Raw genomic sequence first — 20126 nt, forward strand, 5'->3', positions numbered from 1 at the left:
AAGTCGCGCCCGGACAGCGGATGAAACGGGTGGGTCACCCGAACGCGTCGGTACTGATCGTCGCCATCGGGTGTAATCGACGGCGTAATCCAAGGCCAACATCGAACGCGCCTTCGGCACCATCCGTGAAGATTTCGCCAAGCACGTCGCCGGTTACAAGGGCTCCGACACCTCCACCCGGGGCCGGCTGGTGGAGCACGCCGCCCGGTGGAGCCTTGAGGACCTGCAGGAGTTCTTCGCCGAGTACGCGGTGGCCATCTATCAGCGGCGGGTGCATTCGGGGCTGGTCGTCGCCGGGTTCCCGGAGCTGGAGATGTCGCCGAATCAGGCTTATGGCCTGATGGTGGCCCGCTACGGCTACATCGTCTGCCCGCCGCAATCGCATCACTACTGCAAGCGGCTGCCGATCGAGTACCGGACGATCCGCCCGGAGGGGATCCAGCTCGACTACCTCCTCTATGACGATCCGATCCTGGGCGGCTATCGGCGGGCGCTCTCGCCGGTCCCGGGCAAGGGCCGGAAGTGGCCGATCCGCTACAACCCGGGCGATCCCAGCCGGGTGTTCATCTTCCTCGAAGGCGCCTGGCGGGTGCTGTTCTGGACGCATCTGCCGGATCCGGCCGTCCCGTTCACCACGCGGATGCTTCAAGAGGCCCGCAAGCTGCTGCGCGACGGCGGGTTGCGGGAGCCGAGCCAGCAGCAAATCGCCGAGGAGCTGGTGGATCTGCAGCGCCGGATGGATTCGTCGGAGTCGGCGACCGCGCGCAGCCGCCGCGAGCTGGTGCGGGCCCGCGAGGACATGCGCGCCATCAAGCGGGATCAAGCTCGTCTCCAGTTCGGTGAGCCCGAGGAGCCGCCTCCGGCGCTGAGTTTGGTCCCGCCCGCTGGCGAGGAGGATCCGGCGCAGGACGAGGTGGTGGACCTGTCCGAGCTGGAGGAGTTCGAGATCTGGGATCCCGGTGGGCGGGGTCCGGGCAGCGCATGAGGAAACGTGTCGCGCAGCCACGCACCAAGGAGCAGTGGCGCGAGTTCTGCGCCCGCCCGGCGCCGCCCCGGCCGGAGCCGGTCAGCAGAGGCGAGTACGACAGCTGGGCCGCCGACCGGCAGGAGCCGTTCGATGAGATGCGCCGGAGCTGCAACGCCAACCCGCCGTTCCTCAAGCATCCGCAGGTCCTGCGGGTGCTGGCCGCGCTGAAGCCGAAGCTGACCCAAGGCCGCTACAGCCAGGACGCCACCTTCCACAGCGCGATCATCAACGGGCCCGGGCACTGCGGCAAGACGTCGCTGCTCAAGCTGATCGGCAAGGAGTGCGAGCTGGACTGGTGGCGCCGCCACCCCGACCTGGCCCCCGACCCGGGGGTGTCACCGGCCGATTTCCGCGGGGACTTTCTCGGCGATCGGGTTCCGGTGATCTATGTCAGCGCCAGCACCGGCGCGACCGCCGGCATGCTGTCGCAGGCCATCGGCAAGTTCCTGCATGTCCCGAACCCCGGCCGGACCGCGACGAAGTGAACCCTCACCGATCCCGTGCTGGACGCGATCGAGGCCTGCGGCACTGAACTGCTGCTCCTGGACGACCTGCACATGCTGGACAAGATCCGCGACGGCGGTCAGGAGACCAACGACCACATCAAGAACCTGGCCAACCACGCCGCGGTCACCATCGTCGGCGCCGGGATCCTGCTGGAGCAGGGCAACCTGTTCACCGACGGCGCCCCGCCCCGCACCCGACCGGGCAAGGCAGGCAGCGCTGTGCAGGGACAGGAGCGCGGGCGGGCCGGCCAGTTTGGTTCCCGCTTCGCCGACCTGCAGCATCTGGCCCCGTTTCCGATCGCCACCCGGGAGCAGCAGCGCACCTGGATGTCGCTGGTGCGTCACTTCGAGAGCAACCTGATCCTGCTCGATCATCCACCCGGCGATCTGACTCTGCACCACTGGCGTTACCTGCACGAACGCACCTCCGGCTACATCGGCGGGCTGGGCATGCTGTTCAAAGAGGCTGCTCACACGGCGATGGACACCGGCGTCGAAGCGCTCACCCGCTACGTCCTCGACAGCGTGGTGCTCGGCCACGACGACGAGGTCGACTACGCCAAAACCACAGCCCGCCGCCAGGCCGCCACACGGCGCCGCACCAAGAAAGCCCCGCCCGCCTCCGGCCAGGACGCGAGCACCGGATGATCCAGCACTACCCCGAACTTGAGGAGCGGCAACCGGACCGGCCGCCGCCGCGCCGGCTGGCCCTGGTGCCTCCACCGGCCGACGGTGAGGCCTTCCACTCCTGGTTCTTCCGCCTGGTCGAAGCGCAGCACAGCCACCGCGACACCGTCGCGTCCCTGCTCGGCCTGCCTCCCTACACCCCGCTGCGCTACACCCTGGGTGAGGACTTCCTGACCATCTTCGACGGCGAGTACGTCTTCGAGAACCTGCGCGACGCCACCGGGCTGCGCGCCCGCGCCATGATGCGCATGGCCTTGTCCGGTCAGGGCGGCCAGTTCATCACCTACAGCTGGACCGGCACCACCAGCAGCCGGCCCTGGCCCTGGCGCGCCGACACCGCCGCCGTCTGCCCCCGCTGCCTGGCCGGGCCCGACCCGATCTGGCGCGTCGCCTGGCACCTGCTGCCCTGCGTGATCTGCCCCGAGCACCGCGTCTATCTGACCGGCTGGTGCCCGAGTTGCCACACCCGGATCAGCGTCGGCGACACCCCGCGCTACCGGCGCGAATGCAACGGACCGTTCGGCCCGCAAGGACGCATCATCGGCGCCCGCAACTGCCGGCAGCAACTCGCCCGGCTCCCCTGCCGGCCGATCGGAAGCGAGCGACTACTGCGCGTCCAGCAGGACCTCCTGGCTCGGCTACGCCGCCCCCGCGATGGCCCCATCGAACCCGTCAAGACTTTCTGGGACCTTTATGAGTTGCTGTTCCGCCTGGCGATCTATCTCGGCACCCCGGAGATGCTCCCCGCCGACACCGACACCCATCTGTGGTGGACCTTCCACGAGTTCTGCCACCTGCGCGACCAACTGGCCCTCACCGCCGGACCCACCGCCCGCGAACGCTGCGGCGACCTGCTCGCATATCAGCCCGGCCCGCTGCTCAGCGCCGCGGCGATGCTCATCATCGACGAACTCGGCTTCACCGGCAGCCCACTGGACGCGCTGCGCTACTTCATGGACCAACGCCGCTACGACCCCTGGGCCGGCACCCTCTGGCACGAATACTGCGACGACTACCACCCCACTGTGGTCACCAACCGGATCCTCAACCACCTCAAATTCAACAGCCTCTACCGCGACCAGCTCAAACCACTCCCTCTCTGGGAACCCGGTCAGCCTCACCACCTGCACCCAGCCGAAACCGCCGAAGACCTCGACCTGCCCGAAGCCGCGCTGCTCCTGGCCGGCGAAGGGCTACGCCCCTGGGAGACCGTCACGCCCTGCCATGCCATCCGCCCGTGAGATAGCTCGTCGTCTGGAGAGTCGAGGGCGGGACTCTCACGCGGTCCTTGGCCGTCACTGTGATGGATGAGCCAAGATCAGTACCGTCGCATCAAGCAATCGCTGCCAATCGGCCTCCCGCAGGTCTCGCCGGAGCGCACTGGCAACAGCCGCCAGGGTGTCGACGAGCATGGCGCGGACCATTTGCTGGTCCTGTTCGAGCACAGTGGCGAGCTGGACGACTTCGCGCCGAAAACGGCGAGTTTGTGAGAAGTCCACCAGCGACGGCGGCAGAGCCGCGATCGCCGGATCCGCGGTCGGGTCAGCAAGATCGATCACCAGACGGGTTCCCAGCGCGTCAGCCAGTCGATTGAGTACGGCGATTGTCGGGTTACCGCGGCCGTTCTCCAGATTCGCCACATAGGGCACCGAGACTCCAGCCTCCGTGGCCACCGAGGCGACCGTCCGGCCAAGAGCGGCACGGCGACTCCGCAGTCGCCGGCCAAGTTCGACATGATCCATAGAACTATCTTGACAGAATAGAACAGCCTGCGCTTCTCTCTTGAGAGAATAATTCGGAGGGGACCATGCTGCAGGCCTTACGCGTGCGAGATTTTCGACTGCTCTGGACCGCACGATCCATCGCCGCCCTTGGCACGGGCCTGCTTGACGTCGCGATTCCCGCACACATCTACGCCGTCACCGGCTCAGTGCTCGCGACCGGCCTCAGCTTGGCCTTCAGATATCTGCCCGCATTGCTCCTGGGACCCTTTGCCGGGGTCGTGGCCGATCGATGGGACCGGCCCCGGATCATGATCACCACCGACCTCATCCACGCCCTCGCAATCTCGATTGCGCTCCTGGCCCAAACACCCGAGACGATCTGGCTCATCTATGCAGCGATGCTCGGCCAGGGCACCGCTACGGTGATTTTCCGCCCCGCCGCCCAAGCGCACACCCCCGCCATCGTGGGCACCGGCCCGCTACTCAGCAGCGCGAACGCCCTCGGCGCCTTCACCACCGGAGTGGTGGGGCTCAGCGCCCCACCGATCGGTGGCCTGCTCTTCGCCACCTCCGGCATCGACGTCGTCATCGGCGCCGCAATCACCGCCAGCCTTCTGTCCGCGATAGCCATCGCCCGAACCACAACACGATCCCGCGCTCACAGCCGCGCCCAAAACGTGCTCGCTGACCTCATCCGGGGACTGCGACACCTCCGGCGAGCCTCAACAACCCGAGCACTGCTGGCCACGAACAGCGTTTACCTGCTCGCGAACGCCGCACTCACCGCCCTGCTCATACCCTTTGCCGTGACGAACCTGGGAGGAAGCCTCCAGGTCGGCTACCTGCTGTCCGCGTTGGGCCTCGGCTTCCTCCTGGGCGCCCCCATCAGCCGCAAGCTCATCGATCGCTCCTCCGCCAGAACAACGCTCGCCCTCAGCCAGGCACTCGTCGCCGGCGCGTTCTTCCTCATGTTCAACGCCTCGTCGCTCCCCATCGCGCTGACCGCAGCGGTGCTCCTGGGCCTGCCGGGAGTCACCGTTGTGGTCGTCACCCAGACCTGGCTGCAACGCGCCACCCCCAAGCCGCTCCTCGGCCGTGTCAGCTCGGCCTTCCTCACCATCGAAGCCGCAACAAGCATGGCCGGAGCTTTCGCCGGACCCGCCATGAGCCAACTGACCGCTCTCCCCTTAGCGCTCAACTCGGCGTGCACCCTGACCCTCATGTCCGCCCTGCTCACACTCTGCCTCATGCCTCGAAGCAGCAAACCCCTTCACGCAACCGGCGGCGCCTGACACGCAAGGGAAGCAACAACCTCGAACCGCAAGCGGATCGCACTGCCATCTCGAATTCCGCTCGGACGCTCCAACCAGATGCTCATCTCTATGACACCGGCCAGGTCGGTGGTTCGACGAAGGCATTCGACCCCGGCATCAGCGAGTGCGGGCATAGCAGTTGATCTTCGGCTCCATACTGTCAACTTCGATGCCATAGACGCGGGTATTTCGATATCCATCTAACTGACAATGCCCAGGTCAAACGCAGTGCCTACTGTCAACTTCGCTGCGTCCAGACACCAGAGATAGTTGTCACATCCCAGCCATACTTGTCACCAAGATCAGGTTGGCGGTGGCGTCGGGAGGCGAATCGGTGACGACGGACGTGGCGGCAATGACTGAACGCGAGTACTTCGCCTTCGTGGCCAAGCGGTTGGGCATGTTCGTGGCGGGGTCGAGACTCGCTGGGGTGGAAGGGTTTCTGGACGGCTATGATCAGCACGCGCTGCGGCATGGAGGTCCTGGCCTGCGTGGCTGGCGGGAGTGGCTGGTAGCTCGGCGAGGACAGGACTGCAACCACGGCTGGCATGGCCAAGTGCGTCATATCGCTCTCCCTGATGGGTGGGAGCGGTGGGATCTGTCCCGCGAAGAGGAAGCCAAGGTTATCGAGGTCCTCTTCACGCTGCTGGATGAGTTTCTCGCTGAACGGGAGCTGTCGACGGCGCCTGGTAACTAGACCGTCCGGCGATAGCTTCGGGTGACAAAGAGTTGCTGGCGTGCGTATTGCTGGTGGATGCCCTGGGTGGACATGCCGACGGTTGCGCCGAGCTCGGCCCAGCTCACCGGCTTGGGCAGGTTCCGCGCGATGGTGAGCGCTTCGTACTCGTCCCTGTCCAGCTCACGGAGGATGCGTTTCGTGCGTTCCATGGTCAGCTTCACGAGCGCGATCGCGACATCCGGTGTGGGGCTCGGGTCTGCGCGGGCGGCGGCCAGGGCGTCTTCCAGGGGAAGGAGTTCACCGCGTTCGTGCCAGGCCAGCGCTGCCGGTCCCCTGGCGTAGCGGTCGGTGAGCAGTTCCAGGCCGGTCAGTGGGGATGTGGCCGATCGGGCGCGTGGAGGAGGTGGTGGTGGGTTCATGGTGCCTCGCATCGGAGTGCGTCGGAAGACCTCGGCGAGCGTGCTGGAGCTCCGTGGCTGGTGCGGATGGCGTTGGCCGTCCGCGGGTCGTGCTTGGCGCGGTCGATGAGCTCTTGGAAGGTGTCCCGGGCGCTGTCGGGGGACGGTTTGCCGAGCAGTTTGTGCGTGATGCAGAGCAGCGCGGCGCAGGCCAGGGCGTCGGTCGGCGGGGCGGCCCAGGGAGAGCGGAAACCTCGCCTGGCCGCTGCGGACGAGGCGTCCGACTGCCGGAGGCGCAGCTCCACTTCGGTGTCGATCGCTGCGGCGAGCGTGCGGGAGGGGCAGAGCCGCCGCGTCGCCGGCCAGGAGAGCAGGATCAGGCCGGCGGTGAGGGCGGTGTCGGTGAGGTATTGCAGGGGGTCGACGGCCCGGCCCAGCACGGTGGGTGGTTCTGTCGTCGGCTGCCCGGGTTCGATGTGCTGTAGGAGCCGGGTCTGCAGCTTGAGCAGGCGGCGCAGGTCAGCGACTTCCAAGGGCGGCGTTGCCAGGTCGGTCAGTGTCGCCGCGCAGGCCGGCGTGCGTGGCCGGAGCGAGTAAGGGACCTTCTGCGGGACGGTTGCGACGGTGGCGCGGCATCGCAGGGGGTGCAGGCTCGGGTCGGTGGCCCGGCCGACCGGTCAGGGCGGGGACTGCGCGCTGGTGGTGTGTCCGCAGACGCCGCAGCGGGCGGCGAGGACCGTCATGTGCTCTGGGCAGATGAAGACCACCGGCAGGTGCCACTGCTTGCGCCAAGAGCCGCCGAACTCCGTCTGGATGGGACTCCCGTCGCCAGCCAGGCATTGCGGGCACCAGCGGCTGGCAGCGGTGAAGACCCACGGGGTCTCGAAGGCAGCGCGGCGGAGATCGTCAGAGGCGCCCTTGCCGCGGTCGGGGAGCTGGAGAGCAGAGAAGGACCTCATCTGCAGATTCTCGGCTTCTTGCCTGGTCATACGGGTGCTTTCGGCGAAGACGCCGAGAGCGGCAGCATCGTCGAAGAAGGCGAGCCTGCGGCTGGGGATCTGATGCGGAAGGTGAGCTGGGAGGCCGAGCCGCCTGACGGCCGGAATGAGTCCGGTCAAAACGGTGAGCTGGGCGGGGGAGATCTCCAGCCGGTAGGACAGCCGCAGGACATAGCCGCGCAGCGATTCGCCGGGCAGCGGGTCCAGACTTCGGGGGAGGGGGAGAACGTCCATGTTGTCCCCTGTCTTAGCTCGCTGAGGAACTGCTGGCCGGCCCACGATCGTCGAAGACCGTGTTGCGGCCGCGCTTGGACGCCGGTGCAGGCCGGGGCGGCTGGGGGACCTCGGGAATCTCTCCGGCTTGCGGGTCGCGTCCAGGGACGTCACGCAGGTCGATGTGAATGTCGTCCAGGAGGCTGACGGTGAGCTTCTCGGTACCGTTGTCGATCGCGGCGGCGCATCCGTCCTCGATGAGCCGTTCCAGGAGGCCGACGACTCCCTGGATGCGGCGGAACAGGTATTCCGGCATGTCGCCGGTGGTCAGCATGCCGGGCTCGGCGCGGAACAGGCGCAGGCAATCCTCGAGGCCAGCCAGATGGGTGGTCCAGGCGGCGATCCTGGCCGGGGTGTCGTAGCGGAACGGATCGAGGTCGATCAGATCGAAGCGCCGATCGGTCTGCGTTCCCGCCTCGTCGTTGAAGTAGCTCTTGCCGTCTTTCCGGGGCAGGAAGCGCCATTGGCCGGAGGCCGCGTCGTAGTGCCCGCCGGTCAGCAGCCCGGATTGCCGGATGCCGACACCCACCAGGACGAGGGTGACGTTCATGCTCATCAGTCCGCGCATCAGGTCCAGGGCGTCCTGATCGGCCTCGCGGTGCATCTTCAACCGGGTCACGTCGTCCAGGATCAGCACACGGGTGCCATGGTCGCGCAGTGACGCGCGGACCAGCCGGCAGAGCTGTGGCAGAGTCGCCGACAGCCCGGGGCGATCGGGGCGCCGAAGAAGTCGAGGATGGCCTCGCAGACGCTCTTGGGCTTGGCCGTCACGGGCGTCTGGACGTAGGCGATGGGCGCGTGCAGATCGCGCAGGAAGTCCTCGAACGCGGCCTCGCAGTCGCAGACCGTCTCTGTCTTGCCCTGGAATCCGCCGCCGGAGACCATCAGCCCGGACTGCGTACTCGCCTTGGTCTTCAACGCGTTGTTCTGCATCCGAAAGCGCATCAGCCGGTCAACGGCCGCGCTCATCGGCGTCTCCAGCAACGGCAGGTTGACGTGCGTGGCAGTGCGGTGCAGATCATGCAGCGCCTGCGGCGCGGGCTCAACCGGCGATAGTCGGCCAGCGTCAGCCGCGGCGCCGGCTGGAACGACGCCCGGGTAAGCCGATACCGCTGCCAGCCCGCAAGGGTTTCCCGATCCAGCGGCTGCGCCACCGGAAGCACGAACGGGCTGACCGGCTGACCGGCAGGCTCAGACTGGATCATGCTCATCGCCCTCCGGAACCTCCGCCTCATCGGCGGCGGGCAGCAGGAACAGATTGCCGCGCCGATAGCTCTCTCCGAGGCGAGCGGGCAGATTCGGCTTCTCAGCTGTCGTGGCCTCCCGCCGGCGCAGCCGTTCGGCATCGACCGCCTGAACTGCCTGAACGGGACGCGGCGCTGCGGGCAGGGCCGCAACGGTGTTCTCGGGCCACTCTCGACCGGTGTCTGTGGCGGCGGCCAGGGGCCGGTCCGCAGCCGCGGCCTGTCCTTGCAAGGCTTCGCGCGCGTGCTCGGCCCGCTTCTTCTTCGGCATCTGCGTCGGCCAGGACGCCACCGGGATGAGACCGCCGATGAGTTCCAGCAGCACCGGCAGCAGCTCGGCGTCGGGCGGGACCGAATAGCGGACAACGCCCCAGCTGAAGGTGCGCTTGTCGCCGACCAGGCGTTCCTTACCAACGCCAGCGCACAGGGATCGGCCGGCAGCGGGTGCAGATGCGTGCGTTCTTCTCGAGCATCTGGGCGGGCAGTTGGTAGGTCGTGCGGTGGTGATGGGCGTGCTGGTCCGTTTTAGCCAGCCATCCTGCACAGCGGGCGCGTGTCCGCCCGAGGCTCGGGAGTGGTAAACCGACCGCAATTGCTCCGCCGCTCGTCTGGAGCCTGCCACGCTGCCATCCGGACAGGCAGGCCAAGGCCGCGCTTCGCGCGGTCGCCCCTTCGGGGCGAGCCTGCCTGTCCGGATGTGGCCGCGTGGCGGATGGCCTCCAGACGGCGGAGCAATTGCGAAGGTAAGCCTTCTTGGACGAGCCTACGTAGAGGCGGTGATGGGCCTTTTGCACGGCCGTCTCCGCGACGGCTTGGCTGGCCCCTGTATGGGGAGGCCGCCAGCGGCCTCCCGCTGTTGCGTCGAGGTGTCACGGAGCGGTTCGCGTTACACTGCCGGACAGATTCAGCTGATCACTGTCCGCATCCTTATGAAGTATCGAAGGATTGCTCTGCCGACAGGTAGACGGCGACGGTGCGAGCAATCCCGGTAGCGCCAGGTTCGAGTCAGCGCAGCTCAATGCGGAGTTTGTTCGCATCGCCCCGCAACAACGCCTCACGCACCACCATCACCCTGCCGGCGGCATCGGCCAGGGCGATGAGGTACTCCAAGACGGGCGTGCCCGCCGTCAGGCCGAGAGTATTCGCCTCCAATCGCGTGGGCATCCGGGCAATCACGTCCACTGTCTCGGACGCAATAGTCACCCCTGCCCTCGCCATGAGCTCGTGATCGGTCTCAGCCAACTCGAACGGTTCGTCGAGCTCAGGCAGTGCTTCAAGGACACGGCGGGGATAGTAGGACTTCACCTGAGGGTCCCGGTTGGCCACCCGCCGGACCACTTGCTCCTCACCATGCATGAGGTCAGCGATGTGTGGTGGTGCAACCATTCTTGTGACCTCGACCAAGTGAGCTGGGTCGCCGCTGGTCCCACCACCTTGAGCCGGCGCTACTACTTCGCGCTGGTAGGCACGAACAAAGACTCCTCGGCCGTGTTCCGCGCGGGTGAGGCCAGCCTCCTGCAGCACTCGAAATGCCTCCCGGATGGTGTGCGTGCTGACGTTGCCGAACTTGCGGCGCAACTCGGCTTCCGACGGCAGTCGGTCGCCTGGAACATACTTGCCAGCTTCGATGTCCGCTTGGATGGCCGCGGCAATGTGCGCGTACAACAACTGCCGTTCTGCCATGTCCACCATTCCCGGTCGAGTGCGCGCCCTGTCTACGCATGCGTCGGTGACGCCTCAACGCACAGCGCTACTGACCTACCGGTAAAGCCCCTCAACGTCAAACGACCTTCTTGCAGGATTCATACGTATAAGTTAACTTATCCGTATGAGTTGGCCAAGGATGACAACGATGGCCTGGTGCTGGCAGGCGCACAGCGAGGAGAGCGTCACCTCTCCTACCGCTAGCGCGGTGCCCCACCAGGCGCACTTCCGCGCCGCACCAGCTCGCCCCGGCGCAACGATCACCACCGCTCGCAGCAGCGTCACTCCAGCCACGCATGGCGCCAGCGTCACCTGCAGGCGCGCAGGAGGTGGCAGCAAATGACAGCAATCCTGATGATCGTGGCGGCGGTCTTCCTGCCGCCTGCCGTGCTCGTCTACGCCCAGCGCGACGACACGCTCCATCACCTCACCCTTCAGCAGCGCTGGCAGGCCCGGCGCCGCTGGGCTACCCGGCGCACGCGAACGGCCGCCATCCTCAACGTCCCGGCCTTGATCGTGAAGGTCGGCCAGTGGCTGTTGCTTCTGCTTGTCTGGATCGCCATCGGCCTCGTCCTCGCCGCTGCCGAGCTTGGTGGCGAAACGCTCAAGGCCCTCACCTTCGCCCTCGCCGCCCTGTTCGCCGGCCTGTTCCTGGCTGTGGACTTCCTTATCCGGCATGGCAAGCACCTCCTGAAGCCTGCGACCCCGGCGTGGGCTCCCAGGTATCCCACCGCCACTTCCCGTCCTGCACTTCCCCATCCGGTCTAAGGAGGAGTTCATGCTCACGATCGACCTCGGCTTCCTGGTCGTGCCCATCCCAGCGCTGATCTCCGTGGCTGGGATTCTGGCGGCGATCGCTATCGCCGCCAGACGAGACCGCCCTCAGGTCCTCAGCCGCCGCCCGTACGCCACCCGCGGCAAACAACTGAAGGGCTGATGCCATGGGCATCTTCTACGGCGACAAGGCCAGCACCCGGTCATATCGGACGTCCGCTCGGCTCGCTGTCACCATCAGCCGCAAAGGTGGCCGGAACTCGACCGGCGCCGCCACCCTGCTCGACATGATGGCGGGCCACATCCCACCCGGCGAGCTACGCGGCGAGGAAGCCGAGCAGGCCGCCAAGTCCCTGCGCGAGGCCGCCGCCCGCATGCGCGGCGACGCCCGCGCGATCGCCCTCGCGGTCGCCGACGACGCCGAAGCAGCCTCCAACGCAGGCGGCCTCTGGACCCTGCTCGGCTAACCCACACCCATTTCACATTTCCAGGAAAGGAAGGCCGTGTCCGGCAAGCGCCCCGCTGCCCTCCCCCCAGGGCCGGCGGCCAACGCGCCGCAGCCCGTCCAGGAGGTCAAGCGCGACCCGCTCGTGCGGCTCCTTCGCTTCTTGGCCAAGCTGATCATCTACCACCTGATGTGGCGCTTCGTCCGAGCCGCCGGACTATGGGCAGCCCGCCGGATGTGGCGTCACCGTGACCTCCATGCCCCCTGGTGGACCGCCTGCGGCCTCTACCTCTACGTAGCGATCGCTGATGTGACCGGCATCCCCTGGTGGGTCAACGCGATGTGGACCACTGCCTCGACCGCGCTGGTGCATCTGGCACTACGCCGCCACCACGTGTTGCCTGTCTCCGTCACCGCCGTCACCGCCGTCACCGCCACAGCCGGCGTGTGGATTCTCCTTGCCTCCGTGATCGGCGTACTTCACGTCGCCGCCTACAGCGGCTGGGCCCTCGGCGTACTCGCCCTGGCCATCGCATGGGGATTCTCCACCGACGCCCGCAAGTGGCGCAGCGTCCGGCTCCGCGTCCGCGTCCTCGCCAAGACCTTGCCCATCGTCCTGGCCGAGCTCGGTTTCGCCGGGGTAGTCGTGGCCGGCCGCATCTCAGTTAGCGGCACCGGTCGCGTGGAGATCCCATTGCGGCTGCCCGTCAATGTGACTCGCGTCAAACTCGACAAGCCTGCTGCCCGCACGGAGATCGAGTCGGGGATGCACTGGCCGGCCGGGTCCATCCGTGAGGTGATTCAGGACCCCAAGCACACCTCCTCGGCACGCGTGCTGCTCATCTGGCACGAGGGCAAGATCGAGGCCCGCACGGTCAAGTTTGCCCCGCCCAAGGTCCCCAGCAGCATTCTCGAGGCGGCGTGGGTTGGTGTGGACGACGATGGCCGCGACGTGTACATCGCCCAGTACCTGCCTAAGCACGGCATGACCCGTGGCGTGTACGCGGGCGAGCCCGGCAGCGCCAAGTCCAACCTCCAGCGATTGATCGCGTGGATGCGCGCCCACTGCGAAGACGTCCTGCTGTGGATCATCGATCTGAAGAACGACGGCCTCACCTACGCTCCGTTGCTGCCGCGCCTCGACCGGCCGATCGCCACCACGTGGGAGGCCGCCACCCGCATTCTGGAAGACGCGGCCGCGGCCATCCCACTGCGCGGCCGTCAGCTGCGCCCTGAGGACAACCAGCTCTTCCCCGTCAGCTCCAAGCGGCCCGCGATCCTGATTATCGGCGATGAGATCGCCGAGCTGCTCGGCAAGAAAGCGGCCAACGCTCGGCCCATCGAGGCCGCCCGGAAAGTCGGCTCGCAGGGACGCGCGTTGGGCATCGGCTGGGAAACCGCCTCCCAGTACCTGTCCCAGTCATCTATGGACCCAGACCTGCTGCCGTTCTGCAACCGCCGCTACTCCGGCCGGGTCGCCAAGCAGTCGGACGCCCAGCATGTGCTCAAGAACTGGAACCGGCTGGACACGACCCTGCTGCCGACCGGGGTCTTCTACTGCCAGCAGTCCGGCAGCTCCGCCACCACTCTGCTCTACACGCCCGAGGTCACCGACGAAATGCTCGCCGAGGCGGCCGTCAAGACCGCGCACGTGGCGGCGAAGCTGGAGGAGTCCACCGCGGCCGGGCTGCCGCACTACCCGGACAGGTGGGCCGACCTGCCTGACCACTTGCTCCGCTTCTGCACAAAGGAGCAGGAAGCCCTGGTATATCAGGCCCGTGCCCGGCGCAAGGCCGCGGGGCTTCAGAAGGCGGCGGGCGGCGCGAAGGTCGCCGCAGCCGGCGACGCCCCGCTGCGGCTGGTCGTGTCGGAGCGCGTTGAGGTCCCCGACGATCTGGAATCGCTCCTTTCCCAGATCGGCGACGATCATCTCCGGGCGCTGGTGAAAGTACACCTCTCTCCCGGCGAGATCACCACCCGCGACTCCAACGCAGCGGTGGCACCGCATCGCCGCCGTGCCTGGGCGAGCTTGCGGCGCGGGGTATGGCGCAAGAGGGGATTGCTCGAACAGCCGGCGCATGGGAAGTGGCGACGAGCCGTGGGGAAGACCGACCTGATCTACGGCGCCCTAGAGGCTGAGGAGGACATCCGGGCCGGACGGACGGATGGGGGAGAAGGACCCCACACAGACCCCCTAGACACCTCCGCCTACCTGGACATACGCCCCGACTCCCTCAGCCCCCACCGGGAGGATTCCCAGATCGGCCCGCAGCGGGGGAGTGGCCCCGGGGGAGGGGGACCCGCTCCGCCAGACCTGGGGGACCACACACAGTGATCTACTCCTGCTGCCTGGCGCCCTCGCCCTCACCCCCGTCTCCTACCCGCGCACGCGCACGCGCGTAGGGGGGTGGATGTCCAATCTCCTCCTCATGGACATCACCGTAGACATCCCCGTGGACATCCCATGAACGTCCGGAAGTGACTGACAGTAATGAACGTTGAGTGGTTGACGAGCCTCATCGGTGCCGCCGCGCCGCTGCACTGGGCCGCTGGCGGCGCCGCCGCCACTTTGCTGACCATGGGCTTGATCTGGGGATTCATGCGGCTGCTCTTCGCGAAGCGCCGCGCACCGCGGACGCCCCGATCCCTGGCCAACGGTGTGACCTGGGTATGTGCCGCGGCAGCGTTGGTGATCTCCGGTCAGGGCATTTTCGAAGTCATCCACCGGGCCGCCCCCGACGTACCGTGGCTTCCCTGGCTGGGCGTGTTCCTGCTGGAAGGGCCCCTGCTGGCGTTCGCGTTGCACGCCAAAGAAGCTGTTGACCAGCAGAAAAACCCATCCTTCTCCGACCAGCAGAGAGATCCGTCGTCCGCCGTTCGGATGACTTGGCTGCTGGCCTCAATGTCAGCGGCGATCTCGGCCACCAGCACTCTCACGGCCGGCGACGCAGGCGTTTTCCTGCTGCGGGCGGTCGCCCCCATTGTGGGCGTCATCATGTGGCACCACGCTCTGGCGATCGAGTTGAAGGGGAGCGGCGCCACCACGTCCCAGTCCCGGTGGAAGCTGACGCCTGAGTACATCCTCACCAGGCTGGGCCTGGTGACGGCCAGAGCCACCGAGACGGCCGACGCCGAGATCCACATGCGTCTCACCAATGTCGCCGACTGGGTGATCCGCTACGCTCGCGCCGCTGTGCGGAACGCCCGGACACCCGGGTGGTGGAACACCCGTTGGAACACCTTCTCCCGGTGGCGGCTGGAACGCATCTATCGGGCGGCGGAACGCGATCTCGGCCTGGTGCGGAACACCGCCCGGCGGGAGTTGCTGGAACAGATCATCCGGTCCCGCAGCGCCGCTGTTCGGCTGGCCCTACTTGCCGGGTGCACCCATGCTGATCTGGGCCTTCCCGAGCCGGAACAGCCGGAACAGCCACTGGAGGAACAGGTCCTGCGGAACACCGTCCGTATGTTGTTCCGCACAGTGGTGAAACACCCCCGGAACACCCCAGGCCGAAACAGCCGGAACACCGACGAGACGGCGGAGCGAAACACCCGGAACAGCGCCCCCGGAACCGGGAACGGCGCTGGACGGAACACCCATGCCACTGGCGACCGGAACACCCACGAGTCGGAGCGGAACACCGGCGACAAACCGACCAAAGAGGAGTTCGACGCCGTCATCGCTCGGCACATCAGCCCGACCGGAGAGTTGCCTATCCGGGCGCTTGCCCGGGAGCTCGGCGTCGCTCCGTCAACCATGAGCCGGCACGCCGACCGCTACCGCGAGGCGCACGGATTCCTCTCTCCATCCGAGGGGGTGATCCCCCCTCCCCGCGACCCAGGCCGCCACGACGAGGACGAGGACGGCGCGCCTCGCCAACTCACCCCCGTGGGGGGCGGTGATCCCAGCTAGCCGGGCAACGCCAAGGGCGGCAGCCAAGAACACGGCTGCCGCCTGGACAGGCCCGATGCCTGACAACCGGACAACCACAAACACCTCATCGCGACTCGCCAGCCAGCACCAGCCCCCAACTCGCTCTGCCCCACGATCGCAGGAGACACCGTCATGAATGAGCATGCCCAGACCAGCAACGGCTTCCCCGACCTCATGGGGACGTCCGAGTATGAAGCGCCCGGCGGCTTTCTCGTCTTGCCTCTGAACTGGGTACGCGCCATGCCTGCGACGTGGCAGAACGCGCTGGACCTGCTGCTGCACGAATACCGGGCCGCCTACGCCCACACCACGCGCGTCACGCACACGGTGCAAGCGTGGGAAACACGCCCGCTTGCCGACTGCACCGCCACGCAGCTGCGAAGCATCGGCGTGACTCTCATCGACGCCGCGGGCGAGGCCTCAGACGAGACGGGACCTGCTCACCCGGATGGCCCTCGAACGGCCTACCGGGGGCCTGACGGCAGCGCTCTGGAAGGGCGCCAGCCGATGCGCGTACCTTTCGACGCGCCGCTGGAGCAAGACGCTCAGCCCTACGACGGCGAGCCGTACATCACCACAGCCGCCGTGCTGAAGCTGACCGGCCGCGACTACGCCGACGACACCAACGTCCACATCCAGGGGCAAATCGTCGACCTCCACAGGCGCAGCTGCGGTAACGAGCCCCACACGTACGAGTTCGCCGACGTGCTCCTGCGCGACGGGAGCGCCGATCTCATCGTGCAGATTCTTCCGCTCCTCTACCCACAGGTCGCCGACCTCGTCAAACTCGGCGAACGGCTGATCGTCACCGGAACCATCGACTCCCACCACAAGGTCCCGCAGCTCATCGCTATGCAGGTGCGCCGTCAGGAATCGAACCCATGACCGGACACTCCAACCCTCATCAGCGCGCGTAGCACTGGCCACGCAATCAGCGGCCCGCCACATGCCAGCGTCAGGCCTGACGGCGCCGGCTAATCGACGCAATCGCCCCAGCCAGCCCCTCTGAGACTGACCGTCACATCAGCCCACGCCGCGCATTCAACGCGTCGACACCGTCCCTGTGAAAGGAGGCGACATCATGACCGCACGCAAGCGTTCCGGCAAAGCGGCCTCCACTCTCAACCGCAGGAAGACATCCCCTCGAACGAAGAGGACGACGCGAAAAACGGGGGCCACGCCCAGCGGCGTCTTCGCCGGCATCGCTGCCACCGTGAACCGCTGGCTAGTGCGGCCCGGCCATATCGTGTTCTCCGCTCTGGCCCGCGGACTCGGGATCGCAGTCCGTTCTGCGGGGCAGGGGGAGACCCACCCCGAGGCCAACCAGACTCACGACGAGCTCGGACTGACCGCGGTGCTCACCGCTGCGCTCATCGCCGCGGTCACCTACCACCTGATTCCTCACCCCCTTGCCGCACAGGCAGATCTGATCATCACCGCAGTTACGGGGACGTTGACGAAGGTCATACCGGCGCCCACCGCGATTATGGCGTGGCGGCTCCTGCGGCACCCTGATCAAGACCGCGCCAACGCGCGCATCGCCGTCGGCCTCGTCCTCACACTGGCCGGCACCGCCGGGCTGCTGCATGCCGCACATGGGATCTCACCCATCGGCGTAACGGTGCCCGACCTCGCCGTCATGCGCCAGGCCGGCGGCCTGCTCGGGCTGGCCGCCGCCTGGGGGAGTGGCCTGGCACTCTTGCCGCCGACCCTGACCGTGACCCTGCTGACCGCGATGACAGTGTGGGGCCTTGTGGTGATCACTGGCCTACCGCTGGCCGAGATCATTCGCCGACTGCGTGCACTGCGTCACCCTGTTCAGCGCCAGGCCGCCACGCCCGGCCACAGGCCGTCACTTGAGCCGAGCACACCAGCAGCCCCAAAGATCATTATGACGTCGGCAGCTCTTCCCGCCTCACAGCCCACCACACTGACCCCTGCCGCGGCCACGTATCCACCTCAGCTGCCGGCACAGCCGACAACTTCTCGCACGTCGCCCCTCAGCTCCGGCTTACAGCCCGCCGCCGCTGCCGAGGAGAACATGTCCGCCGCAGAGCACGGCACCATCACCCACGGACAGGAGGCGCCCGCTCTCGAGCATGAAGATGTGCGCACGCAGCGGCCCTACCGCCTTCCGGCGCTGACGCTGCTGGAGGCCGACTCTGCCACCCACAACCGCGCCAATGACACACACGCGCAGGCGATCACTGAGGCCATTGGCCAGACGATCGCCAACTTCGGACTGGGTGCCAAGGTGAGCGGCTTCATTCGGGGACCGCAGGTCACCGTGTACCTCATCGCGCTCGAGCGCGGCTTCTCGGCTAAGAAGCTCCAGGCCCAGGAGAAGGACTTTCAACTCGCCGTCGGATCAGCCGACACCCGCTGGTTGTCCCCGGCGCCCGGCGGCAGCATCGCGGTCGGGCTCGAAGTCCCGAACGCCCACCGCGATGTGGTCAGGCTCGGCTCGTTGCTGCATTCCATCAGCGGGCAGCCCGACCGGCATCCCTTGACCATTCCCATCGGACGCACGGTGGACGGTTTCACCAGCCAGGTCAATCTCACGCGCATGCCGCACCTGCTCGTTGCGGGCGCAACCGGCACCGGCAAGAGCGTGTTCATCAACAGCCTCATCGTCTCGATTCTGATGGGGGCGACGCCCGATGAGGTCCGGCTGATACTCATCGACCCCAAGCGAGTCGAGCTCAGCGCATATAGAAACATCCCGCATCTGATAACGCCGATCATCACCAACCCGAAGAAGGCCGCAGAGGCCCTCGAATGGGTCGTGGGCGAGATGGACCGGCGCTACGACGACCTGGCCGCGTCGGGGTTCAGACACATCGACGTGTTCAACAAGGCCGTGCGGGCGGGCAAACTGCAGCCGCCCCCCGGCAGCGAGCGGGTCTACCAGCCCTACCCGTACCTGCTGGTGATCGTGGACGAGCTGGCCGACCTGATGATGGTGGCGCCGCGCGACGTCGAGGACTCGACCGTGCGCATCACACAGCTCGCCCGCGCGGCCGGCATCCACCTCGTGATCGCCACCCAGCGACCCTCGGTCGACGTGGTCACCGGCCTGATCAAGGCAAACGTCCCCTCGAGGCTGGCGTTCGCCACCGCCAGCCTCGCCGACTCACGAGTCATCTTGGACAAGCCCGGCGCCGACAAGCTTCTGGGTCAGGGGGATGCGCTCTTCCTGCCGATAGGAGCCACCAGCGCCCTCCGAATCCAGACGCCCTTCGTATCCGATTCGGAGATCAGCCAAGTGGTCAACCACGTCAAGAGCCAGAGCGCCGACTCCGTTGCGGTGCTGGCCGAGCTCACGTCCCACCGACCCCCCTCTGCCGATCCGACACACGACCAAGACACCGACCTGCTCGTGGAGGCCGCCGAGATCGTCGTCACCACCCAAGTGGGCTCGATCGCGATGCTGCAGCGAAAACTCAAGATCGGCCACGCCAAGGCGGGCCGTCTCATGGACGGGCTCGAAAGCCGCAACGTCGTAGGCCCTAGCGCGGGGCCCAAGCCGCGCGCCGTCCTGAAAACCCCCGACACCCTGCCAGAGCTGATCGCCGCGATTCGCGACCAGGCTCCTCCATCCACCGGCGACTAAGACGATCAGGCACCCGCATACGAGCACGAGGAGGGAAGTGACCCGCTCAGAAGGGCCTTCCCGCCGCGCCTCAACCGCACAGAACCACAGCCTGACCTTGAAAACGCCTGGCCCGCGTCCGCATTAGGAACCCACCACCCAGGCACTTTCTCTCACCTTCACCTTCCACGCCCCGCCTTGCCACATGCGGCGACATCCCCCACGTCCACAAGGAGTCCCAATGCCCACACCCAGCAACCTTGCCGAGACCGCGCAACTGCTCAAAGCGCGCCTCCATGAGACACACGGCGTAGAAGAGCTCGCCTTCACCAACGCCCTGATCCGGCATCTCGAACTCATGCATGAGCGCCCGATGCAGGTTGAGCCGTGGCTTTGGCAAAGTGCGATGGAACTGGCCGAGGCCGCCCACCACCTCGTAGAGCACCGGGCATCCTCTCAGCCGGCCTGAAACCGCGGCCCCAACGACTCGCTCGAGCACGCAGTCAACGCCTACCAATCAGGGGCTGACGGCCCAACCATCGAGGGCTCATGCCAACCGGCCGCCAGGCCTCGACCTGGATTTCACCGTGACTGAACCTTTCCGCGCCTGCGGGATGCCTCTCGTCAACGACAACTCTCTCCAGCCGATCGGCTCGCATAGCCCGCGCACGTGCCCTCCGGAGATCCGCTGCATGCCAACTGCCACCCTCAGGACCACTCAATGATCCACGACCACAATCCAGCCGCTTCCGATCTTCGGGACCGTGCGAGGCGACGTCGCCCGTGGAGCGCCACCAGGGATCGCAGCATGCGAGCCCACCGCCGCCG

At 67.0% G+C, this 20126-nt stretch carries 22 protein-coding genes; 14 read left to right on the plus strand and 8 right to left on the minus strand.

Features of this window, described 5'->3' with window-relative positions; all coding sequences use genetic code 11:
- Window positions 1-190 precede the first annotated feature (190 nt).
- The 4 genes from ACIBVN_RS55955 to ACIBVN_RS55970 are packed head-to-tail and all read left to right on the plus strand — an operon-like array spanning window position 191 to window position 3461.
- Window positions 191-985 carry a Mu transposase C-terminal domain-containing protein gene (locus ACIBVN_RS55955; protein WP_397150296.1) on the plus strand — a complete coding sequence of 265 codons (795 nt, stop codon included), beginning with the start codon at window positions 191-193 and terminating at the stop codon, window positions 983-985.
- The gene (locus ACIBVN_RS55960) at window positions 982-1512 is read left to right on the plus strand and encodes a hypothetical protein (protein ID WP_397150298.1); all 531 of its coding nucleotides are present in this window, start codon (window positions 982-984) and stop codon (window positions 1510-1512) included. Before ACIBVN_RS55955 ends, ACIBVN_RS55960 begins: the two co-directional genes overlap by 4 nt.
- Window positions 1513-1527: 15 nt before the next feature.
- A complete protein-coding gene (locus tag ACIBVN_RS55965) occupies window positions 1528-2181 on the plus strand; it encodes a hypothetical protein (protein WP_397150300.1) in 654 nt (217 codons plus the stop codon).
- Window positions 2178-3461 carry a TniQ family protein gene (locus ACIBVN_RS55970; protein WP_397150302.1) on the plus strand — a complete coding sequence of 428 codons (1284 nt, stop codon included), beginning with the start codon at window positions 2178-2180 and terminating at the stop codon, window positions 3459-3461. The genes ACIBVN_RS55965 and ACIBVN_RS55970 overlap by 4 nt, the downstream gene beginning before the upstream one ends.
- Before the next feature lie 54 nt (window positions 3462-3515).
- Here ACIBVN_RS55970 and ACIBVN_RS55975 read toward each other — a convergent pair whose 3' ends face one another.
- Entirely contained in the window at window positions 3516-3962 is a 447-nt protein-coding gene (locus ACIBVN_RS55975; RefSeq protein ID WP_397150304.1) for a helix-turn-helix domain-containing protein, read from the minus strand.
- 65 nt (window positions 3963-4027) lie between these two features.
- Between ACIBVN_RS55975 and ACIBVN_RS55980 the strand changes: the two genes are divergently transcribed.
- Together ACIBVN_RS55980 and ACIBVN_RS55985 are read left to right on the plus strand one after the other, a co-directional pair.
- Window positions 4028-5236, plus strand: coding sequence for an MFS transporter (locus ACIBVN_RS55980; RefSeq protein WP_397150306.1), 1209 nt, complete (start codon window positions 4028-4030; stop codon window positions 5234-5236).
- A 355-nt stretch (window positions 5237-5591) separates the two neighbouring features.
- Window positions 5592-5954, plus strand: a complete 363-nt coding sequence (locus tag ACIBVN_RS55985; RefSeq protein WP_397150308.1) for a hypothetical protein — start codon at window positions 5592-5594, stop codon at window positions 5952-5954.
- Here ACIBVN_RS55985 and ACIBVN_RS55990 read toward each other — a convergent pair.
- The 7 genes from ACIBVN_RS55990 to ACIBVN_RS56020 all read right to left on the minus strand — a co-directional run bounded on the left by ACIBVN_RS55990 (window position 5951) and on the right by ACIBVN_RS56020 (window position 10532).
- Window positions 5951-6355, minus strand: coding sequence for a hypothetical protein (locus tag ACIBVN_RS55990; RefSeq protein ID WP_397150310.1), 405 nt, complete (start codon window positions 6353-6355; stop codon window positions 5951-5953). The genes ACIBVN_RS55985 and ACIBVN_RS55990 overlap by 4 nt on opposite strands.
- The gene (locus ACIBVN_RS55995; protein WP_397150312.1) at window positions 6352-6867 is read right to left on the minus strand and encodes a hypothetical protein; all 516 of its coding nucleotides are present in this window, start codon (window positions 6865-6867) and stop codon (window positions 6352-6354) included. Before ACIBVN_RS55995 ends, ACIBVN_RS55990 begins: the two co-directional genes overlap by 4 nt.
- Window positions 6868-7011: 144 nt before the next feature.
- Complete coding sequence (locus ACIBVN_RS56000) at window positions 7012-7566, minus strand: TniQ family protein (RefSeq protein WP_397150314.1); 555 nt, start codon at window positions 7564-7566, stop codon at window positions 7012-7014.
- Between the two features lie 13 nt (window positions 7567-7579).
- The gene (locus tag ACIBVN_RS56005) at window positions 7580-8224 is read right to left on the minus strand and encodes a hypothetical protein (protein ID WP_397150316.1); all 645 of its coding nucleotides are present in this window, start codon (window positions 8222-8224) and stop codon (window positions 7580-7582) included.
- A gap of 11 nt (window positions 8225-8235) precedes the next feature.
- Window positions 8236-8574, minus strand: a complete 339-nt coding sequence (locus ACIBVN_RS56010; RefSeq protein ID WP_397150318.1) for a hypothetical protein — start codon at window positions 8572-8574, stop codon at window positions 8236-8238.
- 222 nt (window positions 8575-8796) lie between these two features.
- On the minus strand, window positions 8797-9174 hold the full coding sequence (locus tag ACIBVN_RS56015) for a hypothetical protein (RefSeq protein WP_397150320.1): 378 nt from the start codon (window positions 9172-9174) through the stop codon (window positions 8797-8799).
- 680 nt (window positions 9175-9854) lie between these two features.
- Window positions 9855-10532, minus strand: a complete 678-nt coding sequence (locus ACIBVN_RS56020) for a GntR family transcriptional regulator (RefSeq protein WP_397150322.1) — start codon at window positions 10530-10532, stop codon at window positions 9855-9857.
- Between the two features lie 360 nt (window positions 10533-10892).
- Between ACIBVN_RS56020 and ACIBVN_RS56025 the strand changes: the two genes are divergently transcribed.
- The 8 genes from ACIBVN_RS56025 to ACIBVN_RS56060 all read left to right on the plus strand — a co-directional run bounded on the left by ACIBVN_RS56025 (window position 10893) and on the right by ACIBVN_RS56060 (window position 19767).
- The gene (locus ACIBVN_RS56025) at window positions 10893-11321 is read left to right on the plus strand and encodes a hypothetical protein (protein ID WP_397150324.1); all 429 of its coding nucleotides are present in this window, start codon (window positions 10893-10895) and stop codon (window positions 11319-11321) included.
- 10 nt (window positions 11322-11331) lie between these two features.
- The gene (locus tag ACIBVN_RS56030) at window positions 11332-11490 is read left to right on the plus strand and encodes a hypothetical protein (RefSeq protein WP_397150326.1); all 159 of its coding nucleotides are present in this window, start codon (window positions 11332-11334) and stop codon (window positions 11488-11490) included.
- A 4-nt stretch (window positions 11491-11494) separates the two neighbouring features.
- Window positions 11495-11794 (plus strand): hypothetical protein, encoded by a 300-nt coding sequence (locus ACIBVN_RS56035; protein WP_397150328.1) that lies wholly within the window; start codon window positions 11495-11497, stop codon window positions 11792-11794.
- A 36-nt stretch (window positions 11795-11830) separates the two neighbouring features.
- On the plus strand, window positions 11831-14107 hold the full coding sequence (locus tag ACIBVN_RS56040) for a hypothetical protein (protein ID WP_397150330.1): 2277 nt from the start codon (window positions 11831-11833) through the stop codon (window positions 14105-14107).
- Window positions 14108-14263: 156 nt separating this feature from the next.
- Entirely contained in the window at window positions 14264-15685 is a 1422-nt protein-coding gene (locus ACIBVN_RS56045) for a hypothetical protein (protein ID WP_397150332.1), read from the plus strand.
- 153 nt (window positions 15686-15838) lie between these two features.
- The gene (locus ACIBVN_RS56050) at window positions 15839-16591 is read left to right on the plus strand and encodes a hypothetical protein (protein ID WP_397150334.1); all 753 of its coding nucleotides are present in this window, start codon (window positions 15839-15841) and stop codon (window positions 16589-16591) included.
- Between the two features lie 196 nt (window positions 16592-16787).
- On the plus strand, window positions 16788-19319 hold the full coding sequence (locus tag ACIBVN_RS56055) for a DNA translocase FtsK (RefSeq protein WP_397150336.1): 2532 nt from the start codon (window positions 16788-16790) through the stop codon (window positions 19317-19319).
- A 220-nt stretch (window positions 19320-19539) separates the two neighbouring features.
- A complete protein-coding gene (locus ACIBVN_RS56060; RefSeq protein ID WP_397150338.1) occupies window positions 19540-19767 on the plus strand; it encodes a hypothetical protein in 228 nt (75 codons plus the stop codon).
- Window positions 19768-20126 lie beyond the last annotated feature (359 nt).

Origin of the sequence: Nonomuraea sp. NPDC049400 (genome assembly GCF_044466425.1) — a bacterium.
Taxonomy (GTDB): Bacteria; Actinomycetota; Actinomycetes; order Streptosporangiales; family Streptosporangiaceae; genus Nonomuraea.